Here is a 25,800-nt window from a genome sequence, read left to right on the forward strand (position 1 = left end):
GCTCGAAAGCTGGCCCGCGTCGCCTTCGCCCTGATGAAAAATCAGACCGATTACCAACCTAAGATCCCTTGTGGAGAGACATAGAATCTCCTACAGGCCCTTCCCCAGCAGGTCAGACATGGCGACGGTCGCCTCGGCCACCTCGGCCAGACGCCGGTTCTGGTTCATCGCAGTCTGGCGCAGGAGCTTGTAGGCCTGGTCCTCCGTCAGGCCGCGATGCTGGATTAGCAGTGCCTTGGCTCGCTCAATCGTCTTGCGCTCGGCCAAGGCCTGGCGCGCCGCCTGCAGCTCGTCCTCCACCGACTGCAGACGACTGGCCTGGCGTTGCACCAGGTCCATCACCGAATGTCCGACGATCGGCACATTGAGCGGGTTATCGCCGCCCACGCCGTCGGAATCCAGCCCCTCGGGCGCACCGAAAAACACCGCATACGGCACGCTGTCGCGCAACTCCGACTCGGCCAATTGCGCGATACGGTCACGCACCGCACCCAGGTCCGCGCGATCCGCCACGATGCGCGCGGAGCAGCACTCGTTCAGGTGCATCTCCAGCCGATCCTCGATCTCCTTCATCGCGTCGATACGCGCAGTCGTGCAGGCAAACCACGCCTCGGCCCGGGCCGGGGCCGGCTGGCCATCGGTCTGGGTGCAGGCCTGACGGCGCAGGCGCTCGACCTCGGCGGCGAAGCTCGCGCCCTGTAATTGACGCCAGGCGCCGCAGGCCGATTCCGGGGCAAACTCCGAGAAGATGCGAAACGAACGTTCCTGGGCATCGATACGGTGTAACAGGGCCTGGCGCAGCTCGCCGTCAAACACGCCCTGGCCAAAGCCCGCAGCACCGATCGCGCGTTCCTGACCCGCAAGCTCCTTGCCCTGCATGAAGTTCAAAAGAGCGACCAACGCACCGGAGACCTCCGGGTCGGTAGCCGAATCCGCTGCCTCGAATACCACGGCCAGGAGCGACCGGATCAGTTCGCTGAATCCGCGCATCGCCTCCATCGGCGAAAGCGTGCGCTCGTTGACCTCCTCGCGCAGGCTGGGCAGCCCGGACAGCCCGTGCAGGGCCAGTGCCATGCGCCCCAGCAACCGGCTGCGCGCGTGGGCACAGGCCCCCGGCTGTAACCAGCCATCAAGGTGTTCGCGAAAGGCCGCCGCCGTGGTGTCGGATTCGGTTCGATACTGCCCCAGCTCCTCGGCATAACGCTGGCCAGCCGAGCCGATCCAGAGGCTGGAAGCGCCGCGTTCACGCTGCAGTTGATGCACCAGGGCACGGATGCACCCGACCAGTTGCACGGCCTCCAGCAGGCGCTCCAGGCTCACTACCTCGCATTTGCGCGAGGCGACCAGGAAGTCGCCAATGGCCTCTTCATACGAAACGCTCGGGGACAGGGTATTCGGGGGGAGATTCTGACTCATGCTCATGATCCGCGGATGCCTCGCGGAACAAACAAGCATGCAATGTGCCAGTTCGGGGCACTGGCAGGGGCGGGAGATCAGAACGAGCGGGGGATCACACCCCCGCCCGCGAGCAACGATGAACGATTAGAAGCTCATCGAGCGGTCGAAGTCGGCGACGGCCTGGACGTACTGGCCCATGCCGGCCATCTCGGCGTTCGGCAGGAAGTTGTGTTCGCCGACGTCGCGGCCCTTGGCGCAGGCCTCGCAGGCCCAGAACGGGACGCCTTCACTGACCAGTGAATCGACGATGTCCTTCATTGCCGGCATGTTGTGGCCGACGATCTTGTCGTAGACATTGCGGTTGGCGATGTTCACGGCCTCGCCCTGCAGCCAGACGGTCACGTCATGGCCCTGCTGCTTGGCCACGTTGGCGGCGATCATGCCGAGCGTCGCACGGGTGGGGTCGTCGGTACCGGCGGTGACAGCAACAATAAAGCGCATGGGGTTCTCCTGAGTGCTTGAAACGTGCTGCAACCGTAGCGGCAGGCACGCCCGGCGTCGATTTCCCACAAGCTGCGGAGAAACACTCGGATCAGGGCCTGCCCCTAACCGTAACGCTGGTCCGGTAGAGCTTGAAGGCCATCAACAGCCAGGGGATGGCGTGCATGACCAGGTCGAGGATGTCCCACAACCGGGTCAGCTCGCCGGCGAGCAGCCAGCGCAGCTTCTCCGCGACATGCGGCTCGGGGATCCAGGGGGCCAGGCCCAGCGTGGCCACCAGCAGGGCAAACAGCCACAGCGGTGCGCGATCTACCCAGCGTACGAAGGCTCTCATCGCGCGCATCCTACCCAAGGCCCGCGCACGGCGCAGCCCGTTCTTGCCGGTAACGGGGCCGCCTTCTACACTTTTGCCAGCTTCAGGGGGGCGCGACGCGGCAGGCCCGGGAACCCCCTGGCCTCACCACCGCGGTCCGCAGTAGCCGCCCGGTCCGGAAGACCATCATGGAAGCCCTGCTCGTCTCCACCGTCATCGTCGCCATCGCCGAGATGGGCGACAAGACCCAACTCCTCGCGCTGCTCCTGATCTGCCGCTACCAGCAGACCTGGCCCATCATCTGGGGCATCGTGGTGGCGACCCTGGCCAATCACTTCCTCGCCGCGCTGGCCGGCGTCTGGATCGGCGCCAGCGTGCCGGACGAGTGGCTGCGCTGGGGGCTGGGGCTCGGGTTCATCGTCATGGCCGCCTGGGTGCTGGTGCCGGATGGCGAGGACGAGCTGCCCGCCCCCTCGAAACACGGCGTGTTCTGGACCACCACGGTGCTGTTCTTCCTGGTCGAGATGGGCGACAAGACGCAGGTGGCTACCGCCGCGCTGGCCGCGACCTTCGACAACCTGATCCTGGTCGTGATCGGCTCGACCATCGGCATGGTCCTGGCCAATGCGCCGGTCGTATGGCTGGGACAGCGCTTCGCCTGCCACCTACCGCTGCGGCTGCTACGCGCGCTCGCCGCGCTGCTGTTCTTCGCCCTGGGCCTCGGAGTCCTGCTCGCCTGGGTCTGACTCCGAGCGCAGCATCTTCTGTCCCAGCCAGATGCGCCGCACCAGGCGCGGCAGCAACAGCAGCAATGCCAGCACCGCGAGCAGCGCCAGACCCAGTTGCACCCCGCTGTCGGCACCACTGGCCACCTCGCGGGTGGCATGCCCCAGCCAGGCATAGGCGAACAGGCCCGGGATCAGCGCCACCACCGTCGTCAGTGCAAACACGGGCAGCGGCAGGCGCACGAGCCCCAGGGCATAGTTGGTGGGCGCAAACGGAAACACCGGTACCAGCCGGGTCAGGGCCACCACGCGCCAGCCCTCGGCCTCCACATCCTCGCGCAGCCGGGTACTGCGCGGCCCCATGCGCGGAACCAGCCAGGGCTGCAGCCAGGTACGGGCCAGCATGAAGGCGATGACCGCCGCCACGGTGGCCGCCAGCAGACTAAGGGCGCCACCGGTGAAGGGACCGAACAAGGCCCCGCCCAGCAGGATCCAGAAGGTGCTCGGCAGCGGGAACAGGGCCAGTACGACAAACGCCAGCACGAATACCAGGTAGGCCCCAGGGCCCCAGCTGAGCAGCCAGGCCTCCAGCTCGCCCAGCGGAACGCCGAGGCTGGGCCACTCGGTGGTCAACAGGATCCACGCCAGCGAGACCCCGAACAGGATCGCCGCGACCGTCAGCCAGCTCTTGTGGTGTCGAATCCTCATGTCACCCCGTCAGCCCTCATTACCGGCGCCTTGGCCGTTGTTGCGGCGCAGGCGATCCAGACGCTCCGCCAGCGCGCGCTCGGTACCATCCCGGCGCGGGCTGTAGAAGCGCGCCTCCTCCAGCCCTTCGGGCAGATACACCTGCCCGCGGGCAAAGCCGTCCGGTTCGTCGTGGTCGTAACGGTATCCGGCACCGAACCCCTCGGCGCGCATCAGCTCGGTCGGGGCATTGCGCAGGTGCAGGGGCACGCCCGCACTTCCGCTGTCGCGAATCTCCGCCCGCGCGCCGTTCAGCGCGGCATAGGCGCTGTTGCTCTTGGGCGCGGAAGCCAGTTCGATCACCGCCTGCACCAGCGCCAGATCACCCTCCGGCCGGCCCAGGCGCTCCATGGTCTGCCAGGCGGCCAGCACCCGGGCACCGAGCCCGACCGCGGCCAGGCCAATGTCCTCGTAGGCCATACGCAGCAGGCGTCGGCCCAGATAGTCCGGGTCGCAGCCGGCATCCAGCATGCGGGTGAGCCAGTACACCGCAGCGTTCGGATCGGACCCGCGCACCGACTTGTGCAGGGCGGAGATCTGGTCGTAGAACGCATCACCCTGGCGATCGAAGGCCAGCGACTGCGCCCCCATTACGGCGCGCAGGGCGTCGCCGGTGATGGCGCCATCGCGGGCCAGGTCCGAGGCGGTCTCCAGCCAGTTCAGGGCACGCCGGGCATCGCCGTCCGCGGCGCGCGCAAGACGCTGACGCTCCTCCGGGTCCAGCGTCAGGCCGCGCCCGCCCAGACCGCGCTCGGGGGCATTGAGGGCCCGGTCGATCAGGGCCTCGATGGCCTCCGCCCCGACCGCCTCCATGCGATAGACCCGCGCGCGCGACAGCAGCGCGCTGTTGAGTGCGAACGAAGGATTCTCGGTGGTCGCGCCGACGAAGGTCAGCGTACCGTCCTCAATGTGCGGCAGCAGGGCGTCCTGCTGGCCCTTGTTGAAGCGGTGGATCTCGTCGATGAACAGCAGCGTCCCGACACCATTGCGGCGGCGGGTCTTCGCGGCTTCGACGACCGCACGGACGTCCTTGACCCCCGCCAGCACGGCGGACAACGTGACCAGGCGCTGGGCTCCGGCCGCCGCCACCAGCCGCGCGAGCGTCGTCTTGCCGCAGCCGGGCGGGCCCCAGAGGATCATCGACGGGGTCTGGCCCTGCTCGATCGCCTGGCGCAGCGCGGCATCGGCGCCGACCAGGTGGTCCTGGCCGACCATCTCGTCGAGCCGCGCCGGACGCATGCGCTCGGCCAGCGGCGCCGAGGGATCCAGGGCTACCGGGGCCGGTTCGGGTTCGGGCGAGGCCACGTCCGGATCGGGGCCGAACAGATCGCCTTCGGGGGAATCACTCATGGAGGGATTGTAACCCCTCGAGCCGAAGAGCCTTGTTCACCACGAAGTGCACGAAGGTACGAAGAAGGACTATTGAACCACGAAGGGCACGGAGACAACCCAAGGGGAGTATCACAGCCCATGTGCAGGATGCGTTGAGCAAAGCGAAACGCATCAACATCGATCACCCGGAATATCGCCGCCTTCCGACCGATGCGTTTCGCTTTGCTCAACGCATCCTACGCTCCCTGAAAGCCTTTGTTTTCTCCGTGGCCTCTGTGCGCTTTGTGGCAGATAACCCGCGAGCGGACCTCGCTCAAGGCCGATAGATGTCGGTCCCGGCCGGCGGATCGAAGGTGAACACGCCCGGGTCGAGTTCGCCATTGCGTTCGGTTTCGTGGAAGAGGATCACGGTCTCCTGGCCGAAGATGTCGCGGAAGGCCATGCGGGTCAGGTCGCCATCCGCGGTCAGGTCCAGGTCCAGACTGGTGAAGTCGGCCTGTTCGTTGCGCGGCACCAGCACCAGGCGCAGGGCATCGCCGCCCGGCACCGGGCGCAGTGACATGCGGAAGTGCTCGTCCAGACGCTCCGGCTGGGTGATCGCGGCGATCGGCGTGGCGTCGAAGGCATCCCCCAGCGGGCGCACCGTGGCCTGCGACAGGTCCGGGTCGTACATCCACAGGTCCTCGCCATCGGAGACGATGGTCTGCGGGAACGGCTCGGTCACCTCCCAGTGCAGGCGATTGGGCAGCCCCAGCTGCATGCGGCCATCGGACTCCTGCAGCACGTAGCCGGTGTCGTCGCGCACGGTCTGGGTAAATTCGGCGGAGAAGCTTTCAAGGCCATCGACAAAGCGATCCAGCGCCGCGCGGGCATCCTCCATACCGCGGTCGGCGGCCAGGGCCGGAACGGCGGTCAAGGCCAGTACCAGGCCAAGGGACAGGGCCCGCCAGAGGGCGCCCGGACACGTAAGGGGACGAGCGTTCATGCAGTCTCCAGGATGGATGAGTATGCGATTCATGATGCGCCGCGAGGCTTAACCCGGCGTGAATGTGCTGCACAGGGATGACGAACCGCGTCACGCGATCAGGGACATGGACACCAACCAGGCCCTCGGGTTCGGGGCGCTCAGTCGTTCGGGCCGGGAACCAGGACCTCGCGATTGCCGTTCGACTGTACCTGGCTGACCAGGCCGGCGGCCTCCATGTCTTCGACCATGCGCGCGGCGCGGTTGTAGCCGATCTTCAGCCGGCGCTGGACGAACGAGATCGAGGCCTTGCGTGACTCGATGACCACCTGCACGGCCTGATCGTAGAGCGGGTCCGATTCGTTGCCGTTCCCCTCGGGCGACTCCAGCCCCGGGATGCTGGCCGCACCGGCCTCGGGCTCGTCGAGGATTGCGTCGTTGTAGTCCGGCTCGCCGGTGGACTTCAGGTACTCGACCACCTGATGCACTTCGTTGTCGCTGACGAACGCACCGTGCACGCGCTCGGGCATCGCCTTGCCCGGCGGCAGATAGAGCATGTCGCCGTGACCCAGCAGGTGCTCGGCACCCATCTGATCGAGGATGGTGCGCGAGTCCACGCGCGAGGAGACCTGGAAGGCGATGCGGGTGGGGATGTTCGCCTTGATCAACCCGGTAATCACGTCCACCGACGGACGCTGGGTGGCCAGGATCAGGTGGATGCCGGCGGCGCGGGCCTTCTGCGCCAGGCGGGCGATCAGCTCCTCGACCTTCTTGCCCACGACCATGATCATGTCGGCGAATTCGTCGACCACAACCACAACGAACGGCAACGGCTCCAGTTCCGGCGCCTCGGTCTCGGTGATCGCCTCCTCCGGCTTGAACAACGGATCCTTCAGCGGCTCGCCGCCGGCCTGGGCATCGCGCACCTTCTTGTTGAAGCCGCCGATGTTGCGCACGCCCATCGCCGACATCAGCTTGTAGCGCCGCTCCATCTCCGCCACCGCCCAGCGCAGGGCGTTGGAGGCATCCTTCATGTCGGTGACGACCGAACACAGCAGATGCGGGATGCCCTCGTAGACCGACAGCTCCAGCATCTTCGGATCGATCAGGATCAGGCGAACGTCTTCCGGCGTGGACTTGTACAGCAGCGACAGCAGCATGGCGTTGACGCCCACCGATTTCCCGGAACCGGTCGTCCCGGCGACCAGCAGATGCGGCATCTTCGCCAGATCCGCGATCACCGGGCCGCCGCCGATGTCCTTGCCCAGCGCCATGGTCAGCGGCGACTTGTTCGAGTCGAACAGATCCGAACGCAGGATCTCCGAGAGGGCCACGATCTCGCGGTTCTCGTTCGGGATCTCCAGCCCCACCGTGGACTTGCCCGGGATCACCTCGACGATGCGTACGGCCATCACCGACAGCGAACGCGCGAGATCGGTGGACAGCCCGGAGATGCGCGAGGCCTTCACCCCGGCCGCCGGCTGCAATTCGAAGCGGGTGATCACCGGCCCCGGCTGCACCGCGACCACCTCGACCTCCACACCGAAGTCCTTCAGCTTCAGTTCCACCAGGCGGGAGAGCGCCTGCAACGACTCCTCGGAGAATCCGTCGGGCGGCGGCGGCGCCTCGTCCAGCAGGGCCAGCGGCGGGTGTGGATCCGCGCCCGTCCCCTCGGTGAACAGCGGGACCTGCTTCTCCTTCTGCACTCGCGGGCTGGGCGGGGGTGTCTCGATACGTGGCTCCACCCGCGAGGGCATGCGCTTCTCGGTGCGCTTGCGCTCCTTCTCCACCCGGGTCTCGCGTTCGGCCCGTTCGCGGGCGCCGATACGGCGGTCACGGGCCGAGTCGATCGCCACGCGGGCACGCTCCCAGCCACGCACGGCCAGCTGTCCGAGACGATCCATCAGCAGAAACCAGGACAGCCCGGTAAACAGGGTCACCCCGGCCAGGAACAGCGCCAGCAGGACCAGTGTCCCGCCCACCAGGCTCAGCCCGGCGACCGCCCAGCCGCCGAACAGGTCGCCGAGGATGCCGCCGGCATGCACCGGCATCCCGCCCGGCATCAGGTGCAGCGCGGCCAGGGCCGAGCCGGCGATCAGCGCCACGATCAACGCCAGCCCGCGCACGGTGAGCTCCATGGGGCTGGCGATCTGCGCCTCGCGGCGGTGCCGGAACAGCCACCAGCCAATGCCGCCCACGGCCAGCGGAATCAGGTAGGCCAGATAGCCGAGCAGATGGAAAGCGATATCGGCGAACCAGGCGCCCGTGGTGCCGCCCAGATTGCGCAGACCCTCGCCGTCGCCGGTGGTCGACCAGGCGGCATCGCCCGGGTGATAGCTCGCCAGCGCCACCAGCAGATACAGCGCCAGCATGCCGAAGATCAGCAGTGCACCCTCGCGCAGACCACGCAGGAGTTGCCCACTCAGGCTCGGCGGTGCGGCCGGCTCTGCCGTCTTGCTGCCCTTGCCCCCGGATTTGGCCTTGCTTGCGGCCATGCGCTCCCCACTGGTCCGGCCCGCGGCGCGGGCATCTCGAATCACGTCGCAGTTTACCGGTTAAAACGTTCTTCGGGGGCCCAGACCTGCCCAGCCTGAGAACCGAGTCCGGTCCGATCGCTTTCCGGCAGGCTGCCTCGGCTCGTCGAACCCTGCCATTACAGGAGCGGGCTTGCCCGCGAAGCCCCCGCCCGTGTCGGCAAAGGCCCATCCCTCAGTCCCATCGATAACCCCACACCGCAAACACCGGGTCCGCATGCTCCAGCCGTCCGGCATAGGGATCATCCGCCGGCCGCGGCAGGCCGCGCAGGGAAAAGGTCGCGAGATCCGTGAAACCGGCGCGCAGGAACAGGTCCAGCACCAGCCCCACGCGCTCGAAGTCGTACAGGCGTTCCCAGACCGCGATCGCCTTGGTCGGGAAGCAGCGGTCGGAGAAGGTCACCACGAACACCCCACCCGGCCTCAGCACCTCGCGTACTGCCTGGAACACCGCCTCCGGCTGCGTCAGATACTCGACCGACGCGGTACAGGCCACGGCGTCGAAGCTCCCCGCCGCATACGGCAGTTCCGGGCGGAGGTTCAGGTCGTGCACCAGGGACGACGTCAGACGGGGATTGTCCGCCAGCTCCTGCGCGTTCATGCCCAGCCCGATCACCGCTTCCGGCGTCTCCACCCGGTCCAGGTGCGACTCCCAGCTGCTCATCAGGTCGAGCACCCGCGCACCGGCCGGGATGCAGGCGCCATACAGCGCGGCAATCTCGGCGCGCGCAGTGGCGTCCAGGTGGTGCACCCGGCGCGGCTCGGCGTAGAACGCCGCATCGGGGTCCGGATCCTCGCGTTCCAGCGCGCCGTCGGCCCAGAAGTCGGTCGGCCGTCCGCGCCAGCGCGCCTGCATGCCCGGCCCGCGGGCCGTCAGCAGCCGGGCCACATCCACCGAGTGGTCGTCATCACGCCCGGGGGCGTGGCGGGCCATGACCCGCGCCTGCAACCGCAGCTCATGGTCCGCCAGTGGATGGTTCAGATCCGCCACCAGGCGGTCCTCCTCCAGCGCCCCGACCCGGAACAGCTCGCGATCCCCGGCCTCGATGCCCGCATGGCCGGCAATGAACGCCCTCGGATAAAAACGACCCGCATGGGGCTCCACCCGGCGATGCCTGCGCAGACCACGATTGAACGCCGACGCCGGGAGCTCCCGCACCCGACCCACCGCCCCCGCCGGGACCAGGACCTCGGCTGTCGCCCGGGAGGCCTCGTGTACCGCCCCCACTCCCAGCCCGTGCAGGGCGGCGGCCAGATCACCCGGCCAGTGGTCCCGCTCCGGCAACAGCCTCGGCAGAAACAGGCATTCGCGGTGACGGGCCTCGTCACTCGCCCAGTCCAGGGTGAGTCCAACGTCCAGTGCCCCCGGCAGGGCATGGGTGGCCGCCTCGACCGATTCCAGTTCCACAAACGGGTCGTACATGTACCCTCCCTTGGCACGCTGAGTGCGGTGCGACGTACGGAGACCACGCCGGCGCGGGCACGGACACCAGCCCCCAGGGTCTTGCATCCGGGAACGCCCGTGCGCTTCCCGGGGAAGATTGCCATACTGAAGGCACCGGATTCCGGCGCGGGACGCCGATTTCACAGCGCACAACAACCGATCGGGAAGGATCAGCATGGCGGAGACTTTTCTGGTGGCCATCATCGACCAGGACCGCGAGGAGCAGGCCCTGGCCATCGCCGCCGAGGAAGGTGGTGCGGACGGGACGGTGATGCACGGCTCGGGCCTCGGCTTCCCCGATCACATGACCTTTCTCGGCGTGACCTACCAGGGCCGGGAATCGGTCTGCATCTGGGAACTGGACGAGGAACGCGCCGAGCGTATCTCGCGCCGCCTGAACCTGGAACTGGACTTGCTACAGCCCTACAACGGTCTGGCCTTCACGCTCGATGCCCAGGCCCTGGCGGGCATGCAGTTTGTCGGTGGCTCCGCACATATCTGAAAAGCGAGGAACGCCATGCAATTCGTACTGCTCGCCGTCGTAGTCCCGCGCAACCGGGCCGACCGCGCCATCGAGATCGTCCGCCGCGAGGGTGCAGCCGGGCTGACCCTCCTCGAGGGTCAGGGCATCGCACAACTGCGCCGTGCGCCCGTCATGGACCTGAGGGATTCGTCGGCACGCAACGTGTTGCTAATGGTCCTGGAAGCCCAACTGGCTGCGCGACTGCTGAAACAGCTGGATACGGAGCTCCGGCTGAGCGAGGCGGGCAACGGCTTCGCGTTTACCCTGCCGATCAAGGACATTGCCGGCATCAAGCCGGAGCAGATCGAGCACCTGCGCAAGACCCTGGAACAAGGGCCGCCACCGCAACAAGGCTAGCGCTTCGGGGATCGACGCCCGCGCAAGGCCCTCCACCAGCCATACCAGGGCAGGGTCATCCCGTCGCCACCGGCGCCGTGACGCATAAAGGCCAGACCGGCCTGCATCACCCGCCCGGCATCATCCACCTCGCGCACGATGAGGTCCGCGGTGCCGAAGCTCACCCGGTCACCCACAATCGGCTCACCCGGCAACTCCCGCGCCAGATATTCGCCGATCGTTAGCTGCGCATCCGCCACCTCGCATGACACTCCATACATCTCGCACAGATCCGCCAGGCGCTTTTCCGGGTGTAACGGAAGCTCGCCAAAGAACTCCGAGTCGTCGTGGCCCGGGATGCGCGGGCTGGCAAACAGTCGGTCCAGCAAGGGCACGTACTCGGGCACCACAAAGATGTAGACGTAGTCTCCTGGCGTCAGATGGCCAGCCTGTTGATAGCGCACCGAACGGCCCTCGCGCACCACCAGCGACGGGCGGGCCCAGCGTGGCAGACGGGCCCCGCGCAACACCGGACTGTCCTCAATCACGCGGTACACCGCCAACTCGTGCCGTGGACTGCCAGGCAACTCCAGCTGTACCCGCTCGACCGGACCCGTTTCGGGCGGCACGACCAGCCCGAGCCGCTCAGCTACCGGGCGAATGGTCCAGCCCTGCACCAGCAGCGACACCAGCACCATCATGAACACGATATTGAAGAACATCTCGCCGCCCTCGACACCGGCCACCATCGGCAGGATCGCCAACAGGATCGACACCGCCCCGCGCAACCCCACCCAGGACACAAATGCCGTGCTGCGCCAGTCCTGGCGAAACGGGAGCAGACACAGCCAGACCGCCACGGGGCGCGCGACCAGAATCAGCACCAGTCCCAGCCCCAGTGCCGGGAGTGCCAGCGACGGAAACTCCGAGGGCGTGGCCAGCAGGCCCAGGACCAGGAACATGCTGATCTGCGCCAGCCAGGTCAGTCCCTCCTGCTGCCGGTGCAGCCTGGCGGCCCCGCGAAGCGTCCGGTTGCCCGCCACGATCCCTGCCACGTAGGCCGCCAGAAAGCCACTGCCCCCGAGCCAGCCAGTAGCCGCGAACAGGGTGACGGCCCCGGCCACGACGGCGATCGGATAGAGCCCTTCGTCCAGCGGCAGGCGATTGACCAGTTCCACCAGCAGATAACCGCCCACGACTCCGATCAGCAGACCCAATCCCATCTGCAGCAGAAATTCCGTCGCGAACAGCGTGGCCAGACCGCCCACCGTGGTGCCGGACAGGATCCACTCGATGAAGACCACGGTGAGGAAGATCGCCATCGGATCGTTGGAACCCGACTCGACTTCCAGAATGGAACGCACGCGTCGGTTGATCTTCACGCCACCCACGCGCAGCAGGAAGAACACCGCCGCGGCATCGGTGGAGCTGATCAGCGCCCCCAGCAGCAGCGCATAGGCCCAGGGCAGGTCCAGCAACCAGTGGGCAGCCACCGCCAGCAGCAGTGTGGTCAGGGCAACCCCAACCGTCGCCAGCACGATGGCCGGGCCTGCCGCCCGGCGCAACGTGCGCAGCCGGGTACCAAAACCCGAGTCGAACAGGATCACGGCCAGCGCCAGGCTGCCGATCAGGAACGCAACGTTGGGGTCGTCGAACTCGAGCCCGAGACCGTCCTCGCCGGCGAGCAGGCCGATCCCCAGAAACACGAGCAACAGCGGCGCACCGAGCCGGAACGACAACACCGACGTGAGCACCGAGACCACGATCAACCCGGCGCCAATCAGGATCAGCGGAAAGATCCAGTCCATCGAACTCCTTTCTGGCTAGGGCGACACTGATTCATTCGCACCCCAGCGCTCAAGCCTTTTTGCTTGCGGGCCTGGCGGGCACGATGAGCGAAGTGTAGCCGATCTATTCAGCCGATCCGCAACGCCGATGGGCTACATCGACAGGGCCCTCTAGGGGCTTGGCGCCCCCACTGGATCAACGCCAGGGCGGCTCCACGCCCTCGACGCGGTATTCGCGGCGCAGGGCGCGCATCAGGCTGAAGCAGCAGAAGACCAGGATGATCGCGACCGGCAGCCCGGCGGTCAGCGAGCCGGTCTGCAGGCTGTCCAGCGCGCGTTCGCCGCCGACGATCAGCAGCGTGGCGGCCACCGCCCCCTCGGTGATGCCCCAGATCACGCGCTGGCGCTTGGGCGAGTGCTTCGACCCGCGCGAGATCAGCGCATCCACCACGAAGGTACCCGAGGCCGAAGAGGTGATGAAGTAGGTCGCGATTAGCAGCGTGGCGATCCCGGAGGCGAAGGTCGTCCACGGCAGCTGGGCCAGGGTCGCGTAGAGGGCCACGGTGGTGTCCTCGGCGACCGCAGCGGCGATGCCCGCGCCCTCGTCGAACAGCTCCATGTGCAGCGCGGTGCCGCCGAAGATCGCCATCCAGGCGAACACGAACAGCGTGGGCAGCGCGAGCACGCCGACGATGAACTCGCGGATGGTACGCCCGCGCGAGATGCGCGCGATGAAGATGCCCACAAACGGCGACCAGGCGATCCACCAGGCCCAGTAGAACATGGTCCAGTCCTTCTGCCACTCGGAGCCGCCGATCGCGTCGGTATGCAGGCTCAGCTCGATCAGCTGCTGGAAGTAGCCGCCGGTGGAGTCGAGCAGGAAGCGCAGGATGAACAGCGTCGGGCCGGCGAACAGCACGAACAGCATGAAGCTGATCGCCAGCACCAAGTTGAACACGCTGACCCACTTGAGCCCGCGATCCAGTCCGGAGAGCACCGACAAGACGGCCACCGCGGTGATCGCGGTGATGATGCCGACCTGGTACCAGTGCGAGACCGGCATGTCCACGAGCACGTTGAGCCCGGTGTTGAGCTGCATCGCCCCGAAACCCAGCGAGGTGGCCAGCCCGAACAGTGTGCCGAACACCGCGAGGATGTCGATCACGTGCCCGATCGGGCCGTAGATGCGGTCCCCCAGTAGCGGGTAGAAGATCGAGCGAATGGTCAGCGGCAGGCGGTGGCGAAAGCTGAAATACGCCACCGACAGCCCCAGCACCACGTACACCGCCCAGGCATGCAGCCCCCAGTGGAAGAAGGTGTAGACCATCGCCTGGCGCGCGGCCTCGGCGGTCTCGCCATCACCAATCGGCGGGTTTTGATAGTGCAGGACCGGCTCGGCCACGCTCCAGAACACGAGGCCAATGCCCATGCCGGCCGAGAACAGCATCGCGAACCAGGCGGCAAACCCGAATTCCGGCCGGTCGTCCGGCTGCCCCAGCCGGATCGCGCCGTAGCGGCTGAACCCCAGCCAGACCAGGAACCCGAGGAAGAACGTGACCACCAGCAGGTAGCCCCAGCCGAGGTATTCGGTAATAAATCCGTGGATGCCGTCGAACACCATGCTGGCGGTGGACGGCAAGGCCACCCCGAAGGCAACAAACACCACCACCATGATCGCGGAGGCGGTAAACACGGTGGGATTGACCGTGGAGAAAAAGGCTTCCGGGCGATACTGGCTCATGATGAACGGCCTGGCTTCAGTCCGGGGATGGGCATCAGTTCGACGCGTCGGAGTCCGGGGTGCCCGCACAAAGCCCGCCGGTCAGATCGGCCTTGGCCAGCACATGCCCCTCGGCCGCGACGTCGAACTGCGTGCGCGTCGCACCCGGCGCCAGATCCAGCGCCTCATCCAGGGCGAGCAGGCGGAAACGATAGTGGTGGCAGCCCTCCGGCGGGATCGGGCCCAGATACCCGGCCTTGCCGAAGGCATCCAGGCCCACGCGCCCCTGACTCGGCAGATGCAGCGAGTCCACCCGATGCGTGTCTGGCGGCAGGTTCCAGACCAGCCAGTGCGTCACCTCGCCCAGCGGCGAATCCAGGTCCTCGAGGATCAGCGCGAGGCTCTGTGCGCCATCCGGAACCTCTTGAATCTCCAGTGGTGGCAGCTCGTTGGCATCGCGGGCCGACACCTCGATCGGCATCACTTCGCCGTCACGGAAGGCAGGACTAATCAGCCGCATCCCCTCGTCTCCTGTATCCACAGATCCTCAGCCTCCCCCGCCGCCGCCAGCGGGTCAACCGCCGCGAGACCGGATCGCGACCGGAATTGCTCCCGGTCAACGAACCAACCCCCCGCACGGTTGCACGCAGAGCCCGCTCCGTGCGTACACTTCGCGGTATGGCACAGCTCACCTTCAAGGGCGCGACCGGCGAGGTCACCGGATCGCGCTATCTCCTCGAGACCGACGACGCCCGCATCCTGCTGGAATGCGGCCTGCATCAGGGCGGCAATGACGCCGACGAGGCCAACCGCGAATCGCTCGCGGAACTCGCCGGTCAACTCGACGCCGTCGTCCTGTCCCACGGCCACCTGGATCACTCGGGGCTCCTGCCCAAGCTGGTTCGCGACGGCTACCGCGGCCCGATCTACTGCACACCGGGGACCGAGGAGCTGCTCGAGATCATGCTCGAGGACGCCGCCTTCGTGATGAGCAAGGACATCGAGTGGGAGAACAAGTGGCGCCGGCGCGCGGACAAGCCCCTGGTCGAGCCGGTCTACGACATCGACGACGTCGCGACCACCCTGGGACTCTGCAAGGCCGTGCCCTACGGTGACACGCAAACCATTGCCGGCGACATCCGGCTGACCTTCCGGGATGCCGGGCACATCCTCGGCTCCGCGATCGTCGACCTGATCGTGCCGTCCGGCGGGCGCGACCGGCACCTGGTCTTCTCCGGCGACCTGGGCAACCCCGACGCCGTGCTGATGCACGAACCCGCGCGGATGGAACACGCGGATCACGTGCTGCTGGAGAGCACCTACGGCGATCGCGACCACCGGCCCATGGACGAGACCATCGAGGAATTCGCGCAGATCCTCGCGGAGGCCGCCGCCAGCGGTGGCAACGTGATGATCCCGGCCTTCGCGGTCGGGCGCACCCAGGAGATCCTCTACCACCTGGGCATGCTGCACCACGCCGGGCGTCTGCCGCAGCAAAAGGTATTCCTCGACAGCCCGATGGCGATCAAGGTGACCGAACTCTACGCCCGGCTGCACAAGTCCCTGAAAAGCGAGGATATGGAGCGCCTGCACAAGGCCGCAAACGGCGACCCGAGTGGCTACCTTCCCGGGCTGCAGGTCTGTCGCACGGTCGAGGAATCCATGGCGATCAACCGCATCACTGGCGGCGCGATCATCATCGCCGGGGCCGGCATGTGCAACGGCGGGCGCATCCGTCATCACATGAAGTACAACCTGTGGCGGCGCGAGGCGCACCTGGTCATCGTCGGCTTCCAGGCCTCGGGTACGCTGGGACGGCGGCTGGTCGATGGCGCCGAGCGGGTCAAGCTGCTGGGCGACGAGGTCGCGGTCAACGCGAAGGTCCACACCCTGGGCGGCTTCTCCGCCCATGCCGGGCGTACTCAGCTACTGGACTGGGCACGCGGATTCCGCGACCAGCCGGTGTTCCACCTGGTTCACGGCGAGCCGGAGGCGCGTGATGCGCTGGCTGCCGGACTGCGCGACGAGCTAGGCGCCGAGGCCCACGTGCCGGCCTTTGGCGAGACTATCACGCTGTAATCCGCTCGCATGCCGGAGGCCGAAGCCGTCAGCACCTACGCCCTGATCGCCGGCTTCCTCGGCGGGCTCGGGCTGTTCCTCCTCGGCATGACGCTGCTGACCGACGGCCTGAAGACCGCCGGCGGCAAGGCCCTGCAGCATATTCTTGGCGTGTGGACGCGCACTCGCCCGCGCGCGCTCGCCTCCGGCATGGGCGTGACCGCGCTGGTCCAGTCCTCCAGCGCGGTCACCGTCACCACCATCGGCTTCGCCAACGCGGGGCTTTTGACCCTCGGCCAGTCGGTCTGGGTGATCTTCGGCTCCAACGTCGGCACCACCATGACCGGCTGGCTGGTCGCCCTGATTGGCTTCAATATCCGGATCGAGGCCTTCGCCCTGCCGGCGATCGGCATCGGCGCCCTGCTCTACCTGTTCATGAAGGCCGCACGCCCGCGCTACCTGGGTCTGGCCCTGGCCGGTTTCGGCCTGCTGTTCTTCGGGATCGACGTGCTGCGCGAGGCCTTCGAGGGCCTGAGCGCGACCTTCGACCTCGGCGCCCTGGCGCGACCGGGCTTTGTCGGGCTCCTGATCATGGTCGGCATCGGTGCGCTGCTGACGGTGCTGATGCAGAGCTCGTCCGCGTCAATGGCGATGGCCCTGACCGCCGCGATGAGCGGCGCGGTACCGCTGGAGGCCGCAGCCGCCGCAGTGATCGGCGCCAACCTCGGCACCACGGTCAAGGCCCTGCTGGTCGTCATCGGTGCCACCCCGAACGCCAAGCGCGTCGCGGCCGCGCACGTGATGTTCAACGGCCTGACCGCGCTCGTTGCGCTGCTGATCCTGCCGTGGTTCCTGGCCGTGATCGCCTGGATCTGGGGCAGCACCGGAGAGGCCCCGGCCCCCGCGGTGCTGCTGGCGCTGTTCCACACCGCCTTTAACCTGCTGGGCGTGGCGCTGATGGTCCCGGTCGCCCCGCCGATGATCCGCTTTCTGCAGACGCGCTTCCGCACCCGGGAGGAAGACATCGCCCAGCCGCGCTTTCTCGACAAGCACAGCGGGGGCGTCCCCGATCTGGCGCTGCAGTCGTTGTTACAGGAAACCGAGCGCCTGGCCGACATCAGCCACTCCATGGCGCGCGAGGCCCTGCGCCCGGACCCGCCGGCCGCGGGCACCCTGGACGCGCGGCGGGCCGCGGTGGAACAGCTGACCGCTGCCATCAGCGATTTTGCCGCCCGCACGGCCAACCACCCGATGCCCGAGGCGGTCGGGCACGGCATCGCCGAGGCGGTACGTATCGCCCGCTATCATCGCGAGACTGCGGTGCTGGCCGACCAGATCGCCGAGCTTCGCCGCCACTCGACCGGCGAGGAACGCCCGATCGTCAGCGAACAGCGCCGCGCCTGGCAGGAGCAAGCGATCCGCGCCCTGGATCTCGCCAACCTGGAAAGCGAGAACGGCAGAGACCTGGCGGCCACCGAGGCCGTAAGCACGGTGGAGACGGCCTATGCCGAACTGAAGGCAGCCCTGCTGCGCGAAGGCACCTTCGGCTCGCTGAGCATGACCGAGATGGAACGCCAACTCCGCATCATCAGTATGGCGCGACGCCTGGTCACCCAGGCCGACAAGGCCCGCCGCCACACCGAGGCCCTGGAGGACCAGATCCAGGGGCTGCGCAAGACGCTGGAACCGGAGAACGCATGATCGACGGCGAAACCCTGCAGGACGCCATCGCGAACCACCGGGCCGAGGCCCTGACGTTCGACGGGCTGGAATACGCCCGGCTGCTCGAGCCGGTGAATCACTACCCGCGCGGTTCCGTGGTGCTTCCGGATGGCTCGGTGGTCCCCGGCTACCCGGCCATCGGGCGCATCCAGTCGCTGGAGGCCGGGCTGCCGCGCCAGTTCGATCAGCCGTTCTGGGCGGAGGAGAAGATCGACGGCTTCAACGTGCGCATCCTGCGCTGGGAAGGCCGGGTCGTCGCCTTCAGCCGGGGCGGGTTTGTCTGTGCATTCAGTACCGACCGGGTGCCGGATTTCGTGGACCTCGCGGTGTTCGAGGCGGAACCCGATCTGGTGCTCTGCACGGAAATCGCCGGGCCGGACACGCCCTATCTGGAGGGCTCCACCCCGCGCGTCGCGGACGACGTCGGCTTGTTCGTGTTCGACCTGATGCGGCTCGGCCAGCCGGGCTTTGTGCCGCAGGACGAAAAGTTTGCACTGATGGAGCGCCATGACCTGCCACCGGCGCCGCTGCATGGACGGTTCACGCCCGCAGACACCGAGGCCCTGGGCCGCTTGATCCGGCAACTGGATGCCGAGGGTGCCGAGGGCCTGGTACTGAAGACCGCGGATGGCGAGCACCGCGCCAAGTACGTGGCCGGCGGCTCCTGTATCAACGATATCCGCGTGTGTTCCGAGCAGCTGCTGGACCTGCCGCCGGAGTACTTCACCAACCGTCTGACCCGCCTGGCCATCTTCCTCGCCGAACATCCGCCCAAGGATCGCGTCGCCGTGGAACGCGAACTGGGCGCGGCCCTGCTGTCCGGGCTGGCGACCGCGGTGGACAAAAGCCGGCGCGAGGGACGCGTCGGCCACACCTACCGCTGTCGGTTCCGCGAGCGTGCCGGGGCCCAGCGCTTCATCGATCACATGCAGGCCACCGGCGGACGCCATGTGCGCTTCCTGCCGGACACGCCGCGCCAGGAGGCGAACGGCTACTGGCTTCTGGAGTTCGAGCGCCTGTTCGACCGGATCACCGGCACCCTGGCCTCGGCCCTGGCCGGTGACCGGCAGTACGACTGAACCCGGGAAGCGCTCAGAGCTCGCGCGAGTGGCCGCCGGACTCGGCCAGGTTCTCCATCACCCGACGCAGGTAGTCGGCGGTGACCAGCTTGATGCCCATGCGGTTGCCCAGCTTGCGCATGCCCTCGTCGGCGCTGGCCAGCTCGGCGTCCAGCTCCATCGCCAGCAGCACGGCATCGACGTCCTCGCGCGAATCCACCAGCCCCTTGCGCATCGCCTCGCGGAAACGCTCGCGCAGCTGGGTGATCAGCTCGGGCTTGAGCGATTCGGCCGCCCCCGCCTGGCGGGTATGCTCCTCCGCAATGCGCAGGCCGCGGTCAATCCGCGTACGCACCTCGTCGATGAATTCGTAGAGGATGTCGCTCGGCAGCATCAGGGCGAAGCGCCGCGGCGAACGCACCCAGACCACGGTCTCGAAATCGGCCGCCATGGCCTCGAGGTCACGCATGCCGCGAAACTCCTCGTACACCGACAACGGCATGTAGAACTCGGCGGGGCAATGGCGCGCCAGGGTGAGGAAGGTCCGCAGGATGTCCTCGGGGTCCTCGCCGAACTGCCCGGCCACATGCGGGTTGGTAAAGACACTGGTATCCAGCACGAATCGGCGCATCACGACCTCCTGTCGGCTCCCTTCATCATCGGCAGGGGCCAGCGGCCCGTCAACCGGCGCGGATCCCCCGTCCGCGAGGGCGCGGTATGGCATAATCGGCGCGTCATTTCCCAGCCGGACATGGATTGCCCTTGGCCACCCGAGCGGAAGTCGAAAAGTTTCTGGAACGCCTGCGCGAGGATCTCGAACGTCACCAGATCGAGATCCCGACCCTGCCCGATGTCTCGGTGCAGGCATTGTTCATCACCCAGGACGAGTCCAGCTCCATTGTTGACCTGGTCAATCTGATCTCGCGCGACACGGCCCTGGCCTCGCGCCTGGTGCGGCACGCCAACAGCCCGGCCTATCGTGGACTCACCCGCTGCGCGACCATTCGCTCCGCCGTCACGCGCCTGGGGATGGAACGCGCCCGCCAGACCATCATTGCGCTGTCGATGAAGGAGGTCTTCCAGAGCGGGAACGAGATGATCCGCGCACGCATGGAAGAACTGTGGAACCACAGCCTGGAGGTGGCGATCATCAGCTATCTTCTGGCCCGCCGGCACCCGCACCTGGACCCCGATACCGCGCTGCTCGCCGGGTTGGTGCACGACATCGGCATGATCCCGATCCTGCGCCGCGCGGAGAAGACACCCGAGATCTACGAGGACCCGCGCGCCCTGCAGGCCGCGGCCGACGCCGCGCATGTCCCCATCGGCCGCGCGATGCTGAAAAACTGGAATTTCGAGCCGGAGATCATCCGCGCAGTAGCCGAACACGAGAACCTCAAGCGCGAGCCGGAGGATGGCGAACCGGTCAACTACAGCGACATCCTGCAGGCGGCCAACATCGAGAGTCACAACGCCACGCGGCATCGCCTGGCCTCCATCGACCGCAACGCGGTTGCCGCCATCCGACGCCTGGCCGCCAAGCCCGGCACGACCCAGCTGAACTGGGAAGACGACGCGATCGGGCTGGAACACGTAAACCAGATGATTGAGTGAACCCCACGCAGCGGGGGCGGTCTTCTCCTTACTTCCCAGGAAGGACGTCCGCATGCCCGCCATTCTCCAGCTCGTCTACGCCTCGCGCGCCACGTTTCGTGAAAACACGTCCAGCCAGGGCATCGAGCCCGAAGTCAGTCGCATCCTGATGCAGTCGCGCCAGAACAACCCGCGCAGCGGGATTGTCGGTGCGCTCTACTACGGCGACGGGCACTTCTTCCAGTGCCTGGAGGGTGACCCGGATGCGGTGCGCGAAACCGTCGACCGCATCCGCCGTGATCATCGCCACGAGGAGGTCCGGGTACTACGCGAGCAGCCACTGGATAGCCCGGGATTCGGCGAGTGGTCGATGAAATACATCCCGGCGGCGAAGGACGTCCGCCAGCTGCTGCAACGCTTCGGCCAGCGCCAGTTCGACCCCTTCGCCTTCGACAACAACCGCATCGACGCGATGCTGGACCTGTTGCGCCAGGGTCGGGATACCGCGCAAACCGGGCCCGAGAGCTCGACGGCGGCCCGCCCGGAGGACGTCGCCCATGGCACCAGCCGTCTGCTGTTCGGGGTCGGGCTGGTTGCGGCCGCCGTGGCGGTCGGCGTCATCGGCGCCGCGGCCTACCTGGTGCTCGTAAGTTAGAGAGACGCTGATCAATGGGCACTTGCGCCCCAGATCCAGTCGCCGCTTGCAAACCATCCGCTTGAGCAAGCTGTTCTTCTCCTCCAGCGGCCTTCGCAGCCGAACGCCCACTGCCGCCCTACGGCTGTACCCCACCTTCCAGTGTTAGTACGCAGCTTTGGCTACCCCCGCTCCCCAAACGACTTCCTTAAAACTCCCAAAATGCGTTCGTTGTCACAAGATCACACGTACGGAAAAGAACTCCCGTTCTTAGTGCGTCAACGAACAGACTGACCACCTCCCCCGGCGTACTTTGGACTCTCATCCTGAATCGCATGTCTCTTGGCGATTCAGTCCCGACCCGGTGATGAGGCCGGGGAGCATGCTTTGATGACGCCACTAAACCGGTCATTTTGTACAACCAAAATGTCCGATTCGAAGGAGATTCATTATGAAAAAGCTATATTCATTTGCCCTTTATGCATTGGTCGCCCCGGCAATGACGCTGGGTGCCAGTTCTGTCCTGGCTCAGGATCAGCAGGAACGTACTGACCAGGACGCTGATCGCGGCGCACAGAGCATGGAGCGTGACAAGGGCGACCAAGACTACGGCATGGAAGGCCGCGCCGACCAGCAAGCCGAAGATCGCCGCGACGCAGGCGACGAATTTGCCGAGCGCAAGGGCTACCTGGAATCTGCACCGGCCGATGGCATGCAGGCGAGCGACATCATGGGTACCGATGTCAAAACCGCAGGCGATGAAAATCTCGGCTCCGTTGATGATCTGATCATCGACGAGAACGGTCAGGTCGTGGCTATTGTCGTCGGGGTCGGCGGATTCCTGGGCATCGGCGAGAAAGACGTAGCCATTGGCTGGGGTCACGTGACCACCTCCGGCACTGCTGATGACCGGGAACTGCGCGTTGACGTAACCCGTGAAGAGCTGCGCGATGCGCCGGAGTTCGAACGCCGCGATTGATCTCAAGCACCACCCACTTATAGCGGCATGAATAAAAGGCAGGGGCGCAAGCCCCTGCCTTTTCTTGTGCTTGTCCCGAAACCTTCCTGTACCTGATGCCACCCCGCGGAACCGTTCGTTGCGGCGATTGCAACCTGTCCTCGGCTTGATTCCGAGCCCCGGGAAACGCTGATTACTCCCGCTCGCGCTCAAGCTGGCTGTGCGCTTCTTCCAACTCTCTTATCCGTCGACCATCCGCTCCCTCCGTACCACCGCATCTCAACTTCTACTGGTCATGACGGGGCTTCGGATAGTCCGATCCCCAATGCGTTCGTTGTCACAAGATCGCACGTACGGAAAAGAACTCCCGTTCTTAGTGCGTCAGCGAACAGACTGACCACCTCCCCCGGCGTACTTTGGACTCTCATCCTGAATCGCATGTCTCTTGGCGATTCAGTCCCGATCCCGGTGATGAGGCCGGGGAGGGCATGCTTTGATGACGCCACTAAACCGGACATTCTGTCCAACCAAAATCGGACATTCTGTCCAACCAAAATGTCCGATTCGAAGGAGATTCATTATGAACAAGCTACATTCATTCGCATTTTATGCATTGGTCACCCCAGCCATCACCTTGGGCGCAGGTTCCGTCTTGGCGCAGCAGCATACTGACCAGGGTGCAGATCGCGGCGCGCAGAGCTCCGAACGTGACCAGGGCGCCACGCAATATAATGACCGCGACCGTGCTCCCGGGGACATGGAACGTGACCAGCGCAGCGAACGCGCCGGGCAGGATGACGCGAAGACTGCCGAAGATCGCCGCGACGCAGGCGACGAACTTGCGGAGCGCAAGGGCTACCTGGAATCCGTACCGGCCAGCGGCATGCAGGTAAGCGAGCTGATGGGTACCGATGTCAAGACCGCGGGTGATGAGGATCTGGGCTCGATCGATGATCTGATTATCGACCAGGACGGTCAGGTCGTGGCGATTATCGTCGGCGTCGGCGGATTCCTGGGCATGGGTCAGAAAGACGTAGCCATTGGTTGGGGTCACGTCACCACATCTGGCACTGCTGACGATCGGGAACTGCGAGTTGACGTAACCCGTGAGCAGCTGCGCGATGCACCGAAGTTTGAACGCCGGGACTGAATTTCAGTACCAACCACTTATAGTGGAATGAATAGACGGCAGGGGCCCAAGCCTCTGCCTTTTTTATGCTTGTCGAAGAAACCTCCCGGACCCGATGCCACCACGCGGTATCGCGCGTTGCTGCGATTGGGCCCTGTCGTCGAGTTTATTCTGCACCCCTCCGACGCCGATCACGATTTCAACCTTCTCCACCCCCTCGGGACCGGGCCTCGAAACCTATGCCCGTCAGCCATCCATTCGTCCTGCGCTTATACGGCCGAAAACGCAGCCGCTTTACGCACCGCATCGATATCGTCTTGAAATGACATGGCGCGTTCCGAACGGGCCAGTGCCATCCGCGAATGCCTTTTAGCGGCCGCCACCATCAAATGGTCATCTGTTTCCGCCAACGCGCGAAACGCTTTCTGCAGCCGGATAGAAACTTCGACGAAACCCGCTCCGTCACGGGCTATAGCGGTAAATGCATCGTCGAACAAGTCGTCGATCGCCAGCGTCGGAACCGATACACGGTCGTAGGTGATTTCCGCCACTCTTTCCTTTTCAAGCGGCGACACCCAAAGTGTAAACAGACGTACCATTGCGCCGATTGCGTTAATCGCGGTTCCCGGATCGTTCATGCCAGGCGACAACGCCTTGTCGGCGATCTCGGACAACGCAAGCAGCGCGAATCGGGGGTCATCTTCAAAGGCACGGTTTGGACAAATCGTGAAGGCGCTAGAAAAAGCGTCTGGGTCGAACGCCTCACACCCCTCAATACGAAGCAGAGGACGACGTGCGCTGACGAATGTACCAGGCAGCGCTGTCACCATCACGCGGCAATTGGCCTCTTCAGCGGCGGACTGCAGCGTCTCCAAATCAATATTCTGTACATAACCAACCGTCGGAGAGAAGACGGGCACGCCATTTTTATTGGCCTGATGCAAGGGAACGGCCACTGCGCCTAGCGAGGGCGAATGGCGGCGACGATCGAGTGTGTCGGTGGCGGCCTTTTCGACTTTCTCGATGGTGTTCACCACACGACCCAGGCGGGCAATTCTGTCGACCCAGCGGACGAATGTGATGATGACAACGGCAAACACCAGAAGAGTAAGCGAAAAAATAGCAAATAGGCCCGCAGAATCGAATAGTTGATTCTGAACGGATATCAGGGAAACGATACTGAAGATGAAAGCCCCTATAAACGCGGACAATGCGTTCTGGGTAACATCATCAGAAATTACAAGCGGTATGGACCGAGGTGTCGCCCCGACACTGGCGGATGCGTAAGCGGCGACCATGGCACCTACCGAGAAAGTTGCGATAACCAACATGCTGGATGCCATGATGGTTAACAAGGATTCAACAGATTCCGGGTTAATGCGGGGCAACACATCGGCAAGACCCGTACCGTCAGCTAGCCGGGCGATGAACGTACCCCCAACAGCGAGCACGCCAAGGAGCAGTGGCCTGACCCATAAACGATCTTTGAGCCGACTTAGAAAAACCCGTAGCCGGCCAGAGGCCAACCGACGTAATTGGGCCATAATTGAATCCTCCGCCTTTCAAGCTCCGGTGCGCTTAAGAAAACACTGCTCAATGTACCCGTTCGCGCTCGAGTCGATTTTGCGTGCGGAAAGGCGCGGTGACCGCCGTACAATCGTTCTCCACAACCAAGCCACAACGCCGTGCGCAAACCCGAACGCAAGGCGGGCTCGCCCTCATCACCTTCTTGCCAAGACTTCGTGGAACGGCTTCGCACAGCAACCACGGGCGGGTGGATCACGGTTCTGTGGGCTCCCGGAACTCCGGGATTCCGTCGACGCCAACGAGACTGGAACCGTTCCCGCCCTCGCCCAGGCGGACAACGCTGAACGAACCGTCGGTCTCCAGGACAACCGCGCGCACTTGGTCCAACGAGTCGATCCCGGCCGAGCGGACCGCGGCCCGTACTTCGTCTTCGGTCACCCGCGCCTGCCGCAGGGCCGTTGGCAGGAACTTGCCGCGGTAAAGCAGCATCAGCGCCTCGCCCGTCGCCAACCGTCGCACCCAGCGGAGCCGGACGCTGGACCACGTGACGGCGAACTGCAGCCCAATGAGCAGAGCGAAAGCCGCTACCCTTCGGCCAGGGCGACATCTTTGGCCAGCAAGACGGTCGCCAGCGTTGAGCCAAGGGCGACAGTCACGACCAGGTCAAAGGCGTTCATCTTGGAAAGTGTTCGCTTCCCCGACAAGCGAAGGAACACGATGAGCGCTACGTATGCGAGTACGCCGACGACCAAGGTGCGCAACAGACCGTCCCACCCACCAAAAAACATCGGGCTAAT

The 25,800-nt window shown here is 65.7% G+C and carries 25 protein-coding genes; 10 read left to right on the top strand and 15 right to left on the bottom strand.

Annotated elements, in window-relative coordinates:
* Nucleotides 1-90: 90 nt before the first annotated feature.
* The 3 genes from F792_RS0100535 to F792_RS0100545 form a co-directional block, all read right to left on the bottom strand.
* Entirely contained in the window at nucleotides 91-1,416 is a 1,326-nt protein-coding gene (locus tag F792_RS0100535; RefSeq protein WP_018167931.1) for a nitrate regulatory protein, read from the bottom strand.
* A gap of 126 nt (nucleotides 1,417-1,542) precedes the next feature.
* Entirely contained in the window at nucleotides 1,543-1,899 is a 357-nt protein-coding gene (locus F792_RS0100540) for a DsrE family protein (protein ID WP_018167932.1), read from the bottom strand.
* Nucleotides 1,900-1,990: 91 nt separating this feature from the next.
* A complete protein-coding gene (locus F792_RS0100545; RefSeq protein WP_018167933.1) occupies nucleotides 1,991-2,233 on the bottom strand; it encodes a hypothetical protein in 243 nt (80 codons plus the stop codon).
* A gap of 167 nt (nucleotides 2,234-2,400) precedes the next feature.
* On the opposite strand from F792_RS0100545, the gene F792_RS0100550 reads away from it, so the two are divergent.
* The gene (locus F792_RS0100550; protein WP_018167934.1) at nucleotides 2,401-2,958 is read left to right on the top strand and encodes a TMEM165/GDT1 family protein; all 558 of its coding nucleotides are present in this window, start codon (nucleotides 2,401-2,403) and stop codon (nucleotides 2,956-2,958) included.
* On the opposite strand, the gene F792_RS0100555 is transcribed toward F792_RS0100550, so the two are convergent.
* From F792_RS0100555 to F792_RS0100575, 5 genes are all read right to left on the bottom strand, one after another.
* Complete coding sequence (locus F792_RS0100555; protein ID WP_018167935.1) at nucleotides 2,893-3,645, bottom strand: TVP38/TMEM64 family protein; 753 nt, start codon at nucleotides 3,643-3,645, stop codon at nucleotides 2,893-2,895. The two genes, F792_RS0100550 and F792_RS0100555, sit on opposite strands and share 66 nt — an antisense overlap.
* A gap of 9 nt (nucleotides 3,646-3,654) precedes the next feature.
* The gene (locus F792_RS0100560) at nucleotides 3,655-5,034 is read right to left on the bottom strand and encodes a replication-associated recombination protein A (RefSeq protein WP_018167936.1); all 1,380 of its coding nucleotides are present in this window, start codon (nucleotides 5,032-5,034) and stop codon (nucleotides 3,655-3,657) included.
* Nucleotides 5,035-5,329: 295 nt separating this feature from the next.
* Nucleotides 5,330-6,001, bottom strand: a complete 672-nt coding sequence (lolA, locus tag F792_RS0100565; protein WP_018167937.1) for an outer membrane lipoprotein chaperone LolA — start codon at nucleotides 5,999-6,001, stop codon at nucleotides 5,330-5,332.
* Between the two features lie 140 nt (nucleotides 6,002-6,141).
* Nucleotides 6,142-8,475, bottom strand: a complete 2,334-nt coding sequence (locus F792_RS0100570; RefSeq protein ID WP_018167938.1) for a DNA translocase FtsK — start codon at nucleotides 8,473-8,475, stop codon at nucleotides 6,142-6,144.
* Nucleotides 8,476-8,689: 214 nt separating this feature from the next.
* A complete protein-coding gene (locus F792_RS0100575) occupies nucleotides 8,690-9,937 on the bottom strand; it encodes a methyltransferase domain-containing protein (protein WP_018167939.1) in 1,248 nt (415 codons plus the stop codon).
* A gap of 196 nt (nucleotides 9,938-10,133) precedes the next feature.
* On the opposite strand from F792_RS0100575, the gene F792_RS0100580 reads away from it, so the two are divergent.
* Nucleotides 10,134-10,460, top strand: a complete 327-nt coding sequence (locus F792_RS0100580) for a hypothetical protein (protein WP_018167940.1) — start codon at nucleotides 10,134-10,136, stop codon at nucleotides 10,458-10,460.
* Between the two features lie 15 nt (nucleotides 10,461-10,475).
* Nucleotides 10,476-10,838 carry a hypothetical protein gene (locus tag F792_RS0100585; RefSeq protein ID WP_018167941.1) on the top strand — a complete coding sequence of 121 codons (363 nt, stop codon included), beginning with the start codon at nucleotides 10,476-10,478 and terminating at the stop codon, nucleotides 10,836-10,838.
* Here the strand turns inward: F792_RS0100585 and F792_RS0100590 are convergent.
* The 3 genes from F792_RS0100590 to F792_RS0100600 form a co-directional block, all read right to left on the bottom strand.
* Nucleotides 10,835-12,625, bottom strand: coding sequence for a potassium/proton antiporter (locus F792_RS0100590; protein ID WP_018167942.1), 1,791 nt, complete (start codon nucleotides 12,623-12,625; stop codon nucleotides 10,835-10,837). The two genes, F792_RS0100585 and F792_RS0100590, sit on opposite strands and share 4 nt — an antisense overlap.
* Before the next feature lie 175 nt (nucleotides 12,626-12,800).
* Nucleotides 12,801-14,345: a BCCT family transporter gene (locus F792_RS0100595; protein WP_018167943.1), complete on the bottom strand. Its 1,545-nt coding sequence runs from the start codon at nucleotides 14,343-14,345 to the stop codon at nucleotides 12,801-12,803.
* Nucleotides 14,346-14,379: 34 nt separating this feature from the next.
* A complete protein-coding gene (locus F792_RS0100600; RefSeq protein WP_018167944.1) occupies nucleotides 14,380-14,844 on the bottom strand; it encodes a YbhB/YbcL family Raf kinase inhibitor-like protein in 465 nt (154 codons plus the stop codon).
* A 158-nt stretch (nucleotides 14,845-15,002) separates the two neighbouring features.
* On the opposite strand from F792_RS0100600, the gene F792_RS0100605 reads away from it, so the two are divergent.
* From F792_RS0100605 to F792_RS0100615, 3 genes are read left to right on the top strand one after another with little or no spacing between them, the layout of a single operon-like run.
* Nucleotides 15,003-16,403 (top strand): MBL fold metallo-hydrolase RNA specificity domain-containing protein, encoded by a 1,401-nt coding sequence (locus tag F792_RS0100605; RefSeq protein WP_018167945.1) that lies wholly within the window; start codon nucleotides 15,003-15,005, stop codon nucleotides 16,401-16,403.
* 9 nt (nucleotides 16,404-16,412) lie between these two features.
* Nucleotides 16,413-18,083 carry a Na/Pi cotransporter family protein gene (locus F792_RS0100610; RefSeq protein ID WP_018167946.1) on the top strand — a complete coding sequence of 557 codons (1,671 nt, stop codon included), beginning with the start codon at nucleotides 16,413-16,415 and terminating at the stop codon, nucleotides 18,081-18,083.
* Entirely contained in the window at nucleotides 18,080-19,183 is a 1,104-nt protein-coding gene (locus tag F792_RS0100615; RefSeq protein ID WP_018167947.1) for an RNA ligase, read from the top strand. The genes F792_RS0100610 and F792_RS0100615 overlap by 4 nt, the downstream gene beginning before the upstream one ends.
* Before the next feature lie 13 nt (nucleotides 19,184-19,196).
* On the opposite strand, the gene F792_RS0100620 is transcribed toward F792_RS0100615, so the two are convergent.
* The gene (locus F792_RS0100620) at nucleotides 19,197-19,793 is read right to left on the bottom strand and encodes an RNA ligase partner protein (protein WP_018167948.1); all 597 of its coding nucleotides are present in this window, start codon (nucleotides 19,791-19,793) and stop codon (nucleotides 19,197-19,199) included.
* 131 nt (nucleotides 19,794-19,924) lie between these two features.
* Here F792_RS0100620 and F792_RS0100625 point away from each other — a divergent pair, with 131 nt between their 5' ends.
* From F792_RS0100625 to F792_RS0100640, 4 genes are all read left to right on the top strand, one after another.
* Nucleotides 19,925-20,776 (top strand): HDOD domain-containing protein, encoded by an 852-nt coding sequence (locus F792_RS0100625; protein WP_018167949.1) that lies wholly within the window; start codon nucleotides 19,925-19,927, stop codon nucleotides 20,774-20,776.
* A gap of 52 nt (nucleotides 20,777-20,828) precedes the next feature.
* Nucleotides 20,829-21,410: a BLUF domain-containing protein gene (locus F792_RS0100630; protein ID WP_018167950.1), complete on the top strand. Its 582-nt coding sequence runs from the start codon at nucleotides 20,829-20,831 to the stop codon at nucleotides 21,408-21,410.
* A 430-nt stretch (nucleotides 21,411-21,840) separates the two neighbouring features.
* Entirely contained in the window at nucleotides 21,841-22,368 is a 528-nt protein-coding gene (locus F792_RS0100635) for a PRC-barrel domain-containing protein (RefSeq protein WP_018167951.1), read from the top strand.
* Nucleotides 22,369-22,927: 559 nt separating this feature from the next.
* Nucleotides 22,928-23,497 carry a PRC-barrel domain-containing protein gene (locus F792_RS0100640; RefSeq protein WP_018167952.1) on the top strand — a complete coding sequence of 190 codons (570 nt, stop codon included), beginning with the start codon at nucleotides 22,928-22,930 and terminating at the stop codon, nucleotides 23,495-23,497.
* A gap of 248 nt (nucleotides 23,498-23,745) precedes the next feature.
* On the opposite strand, the gene F792_RS0100645 is transcribed toward F792_RS0100640, so the two are convergent.
* The 3 genes from F792_RS0100645 to F792_RS14950 form a co-directional block, all read right to left on the bottom strand.
* Entirely contained in the window at nucleotides 23,746-25,020 is a 1,275-nt protein-coding gene (locus tag F792_RS0100645; RefSeq protein WP_026305868.1) for a DUF2254 domain-containing protein, read from the bottom strand.
* Between the two features lie 235 nt (nucleotides 25,021-25,255).
* Nucleotides 25,256-25,492 carry a YetF domain-containing protein gene (locus F792_RS14945; RefSeq protein WP_231362618.1) on the bottom strand — a complete coding sequence of 79 codons (237 nt, stop codon included), beginning with the start codon at nucleotides 25,490-25,492 and terminating at the stop codon, nucleotides 25,256-25,258.
* A 95-nt stretch (nucleotides 25,493-25,587) separates the two neighbouring features.
* A complete protein-coding gene (locus F792_RS14950) occupies nucleotides 25,588-25,791 on the bottom strand; it encodes a hypothetical protein (protein WP_231362619.1) in 204 nt (67 codons plus the stop codon).
* Nucleotides 25,792-25,800: the final 9 nt, after the last annotated feature.

Origin of the sequence: Thioalkalivibrio sp. ALMg9 (assembly GCF_000380625.1) — a bacterium.
GTDB classification, from domain to species: Bacteria; Pseudomonadota; Gammaproteobacteria; order Ectothiorhodospirales; family Ectothiorhodospiraceae; genus Thioalkalivibrio; species Thioalkalivibrio versutus.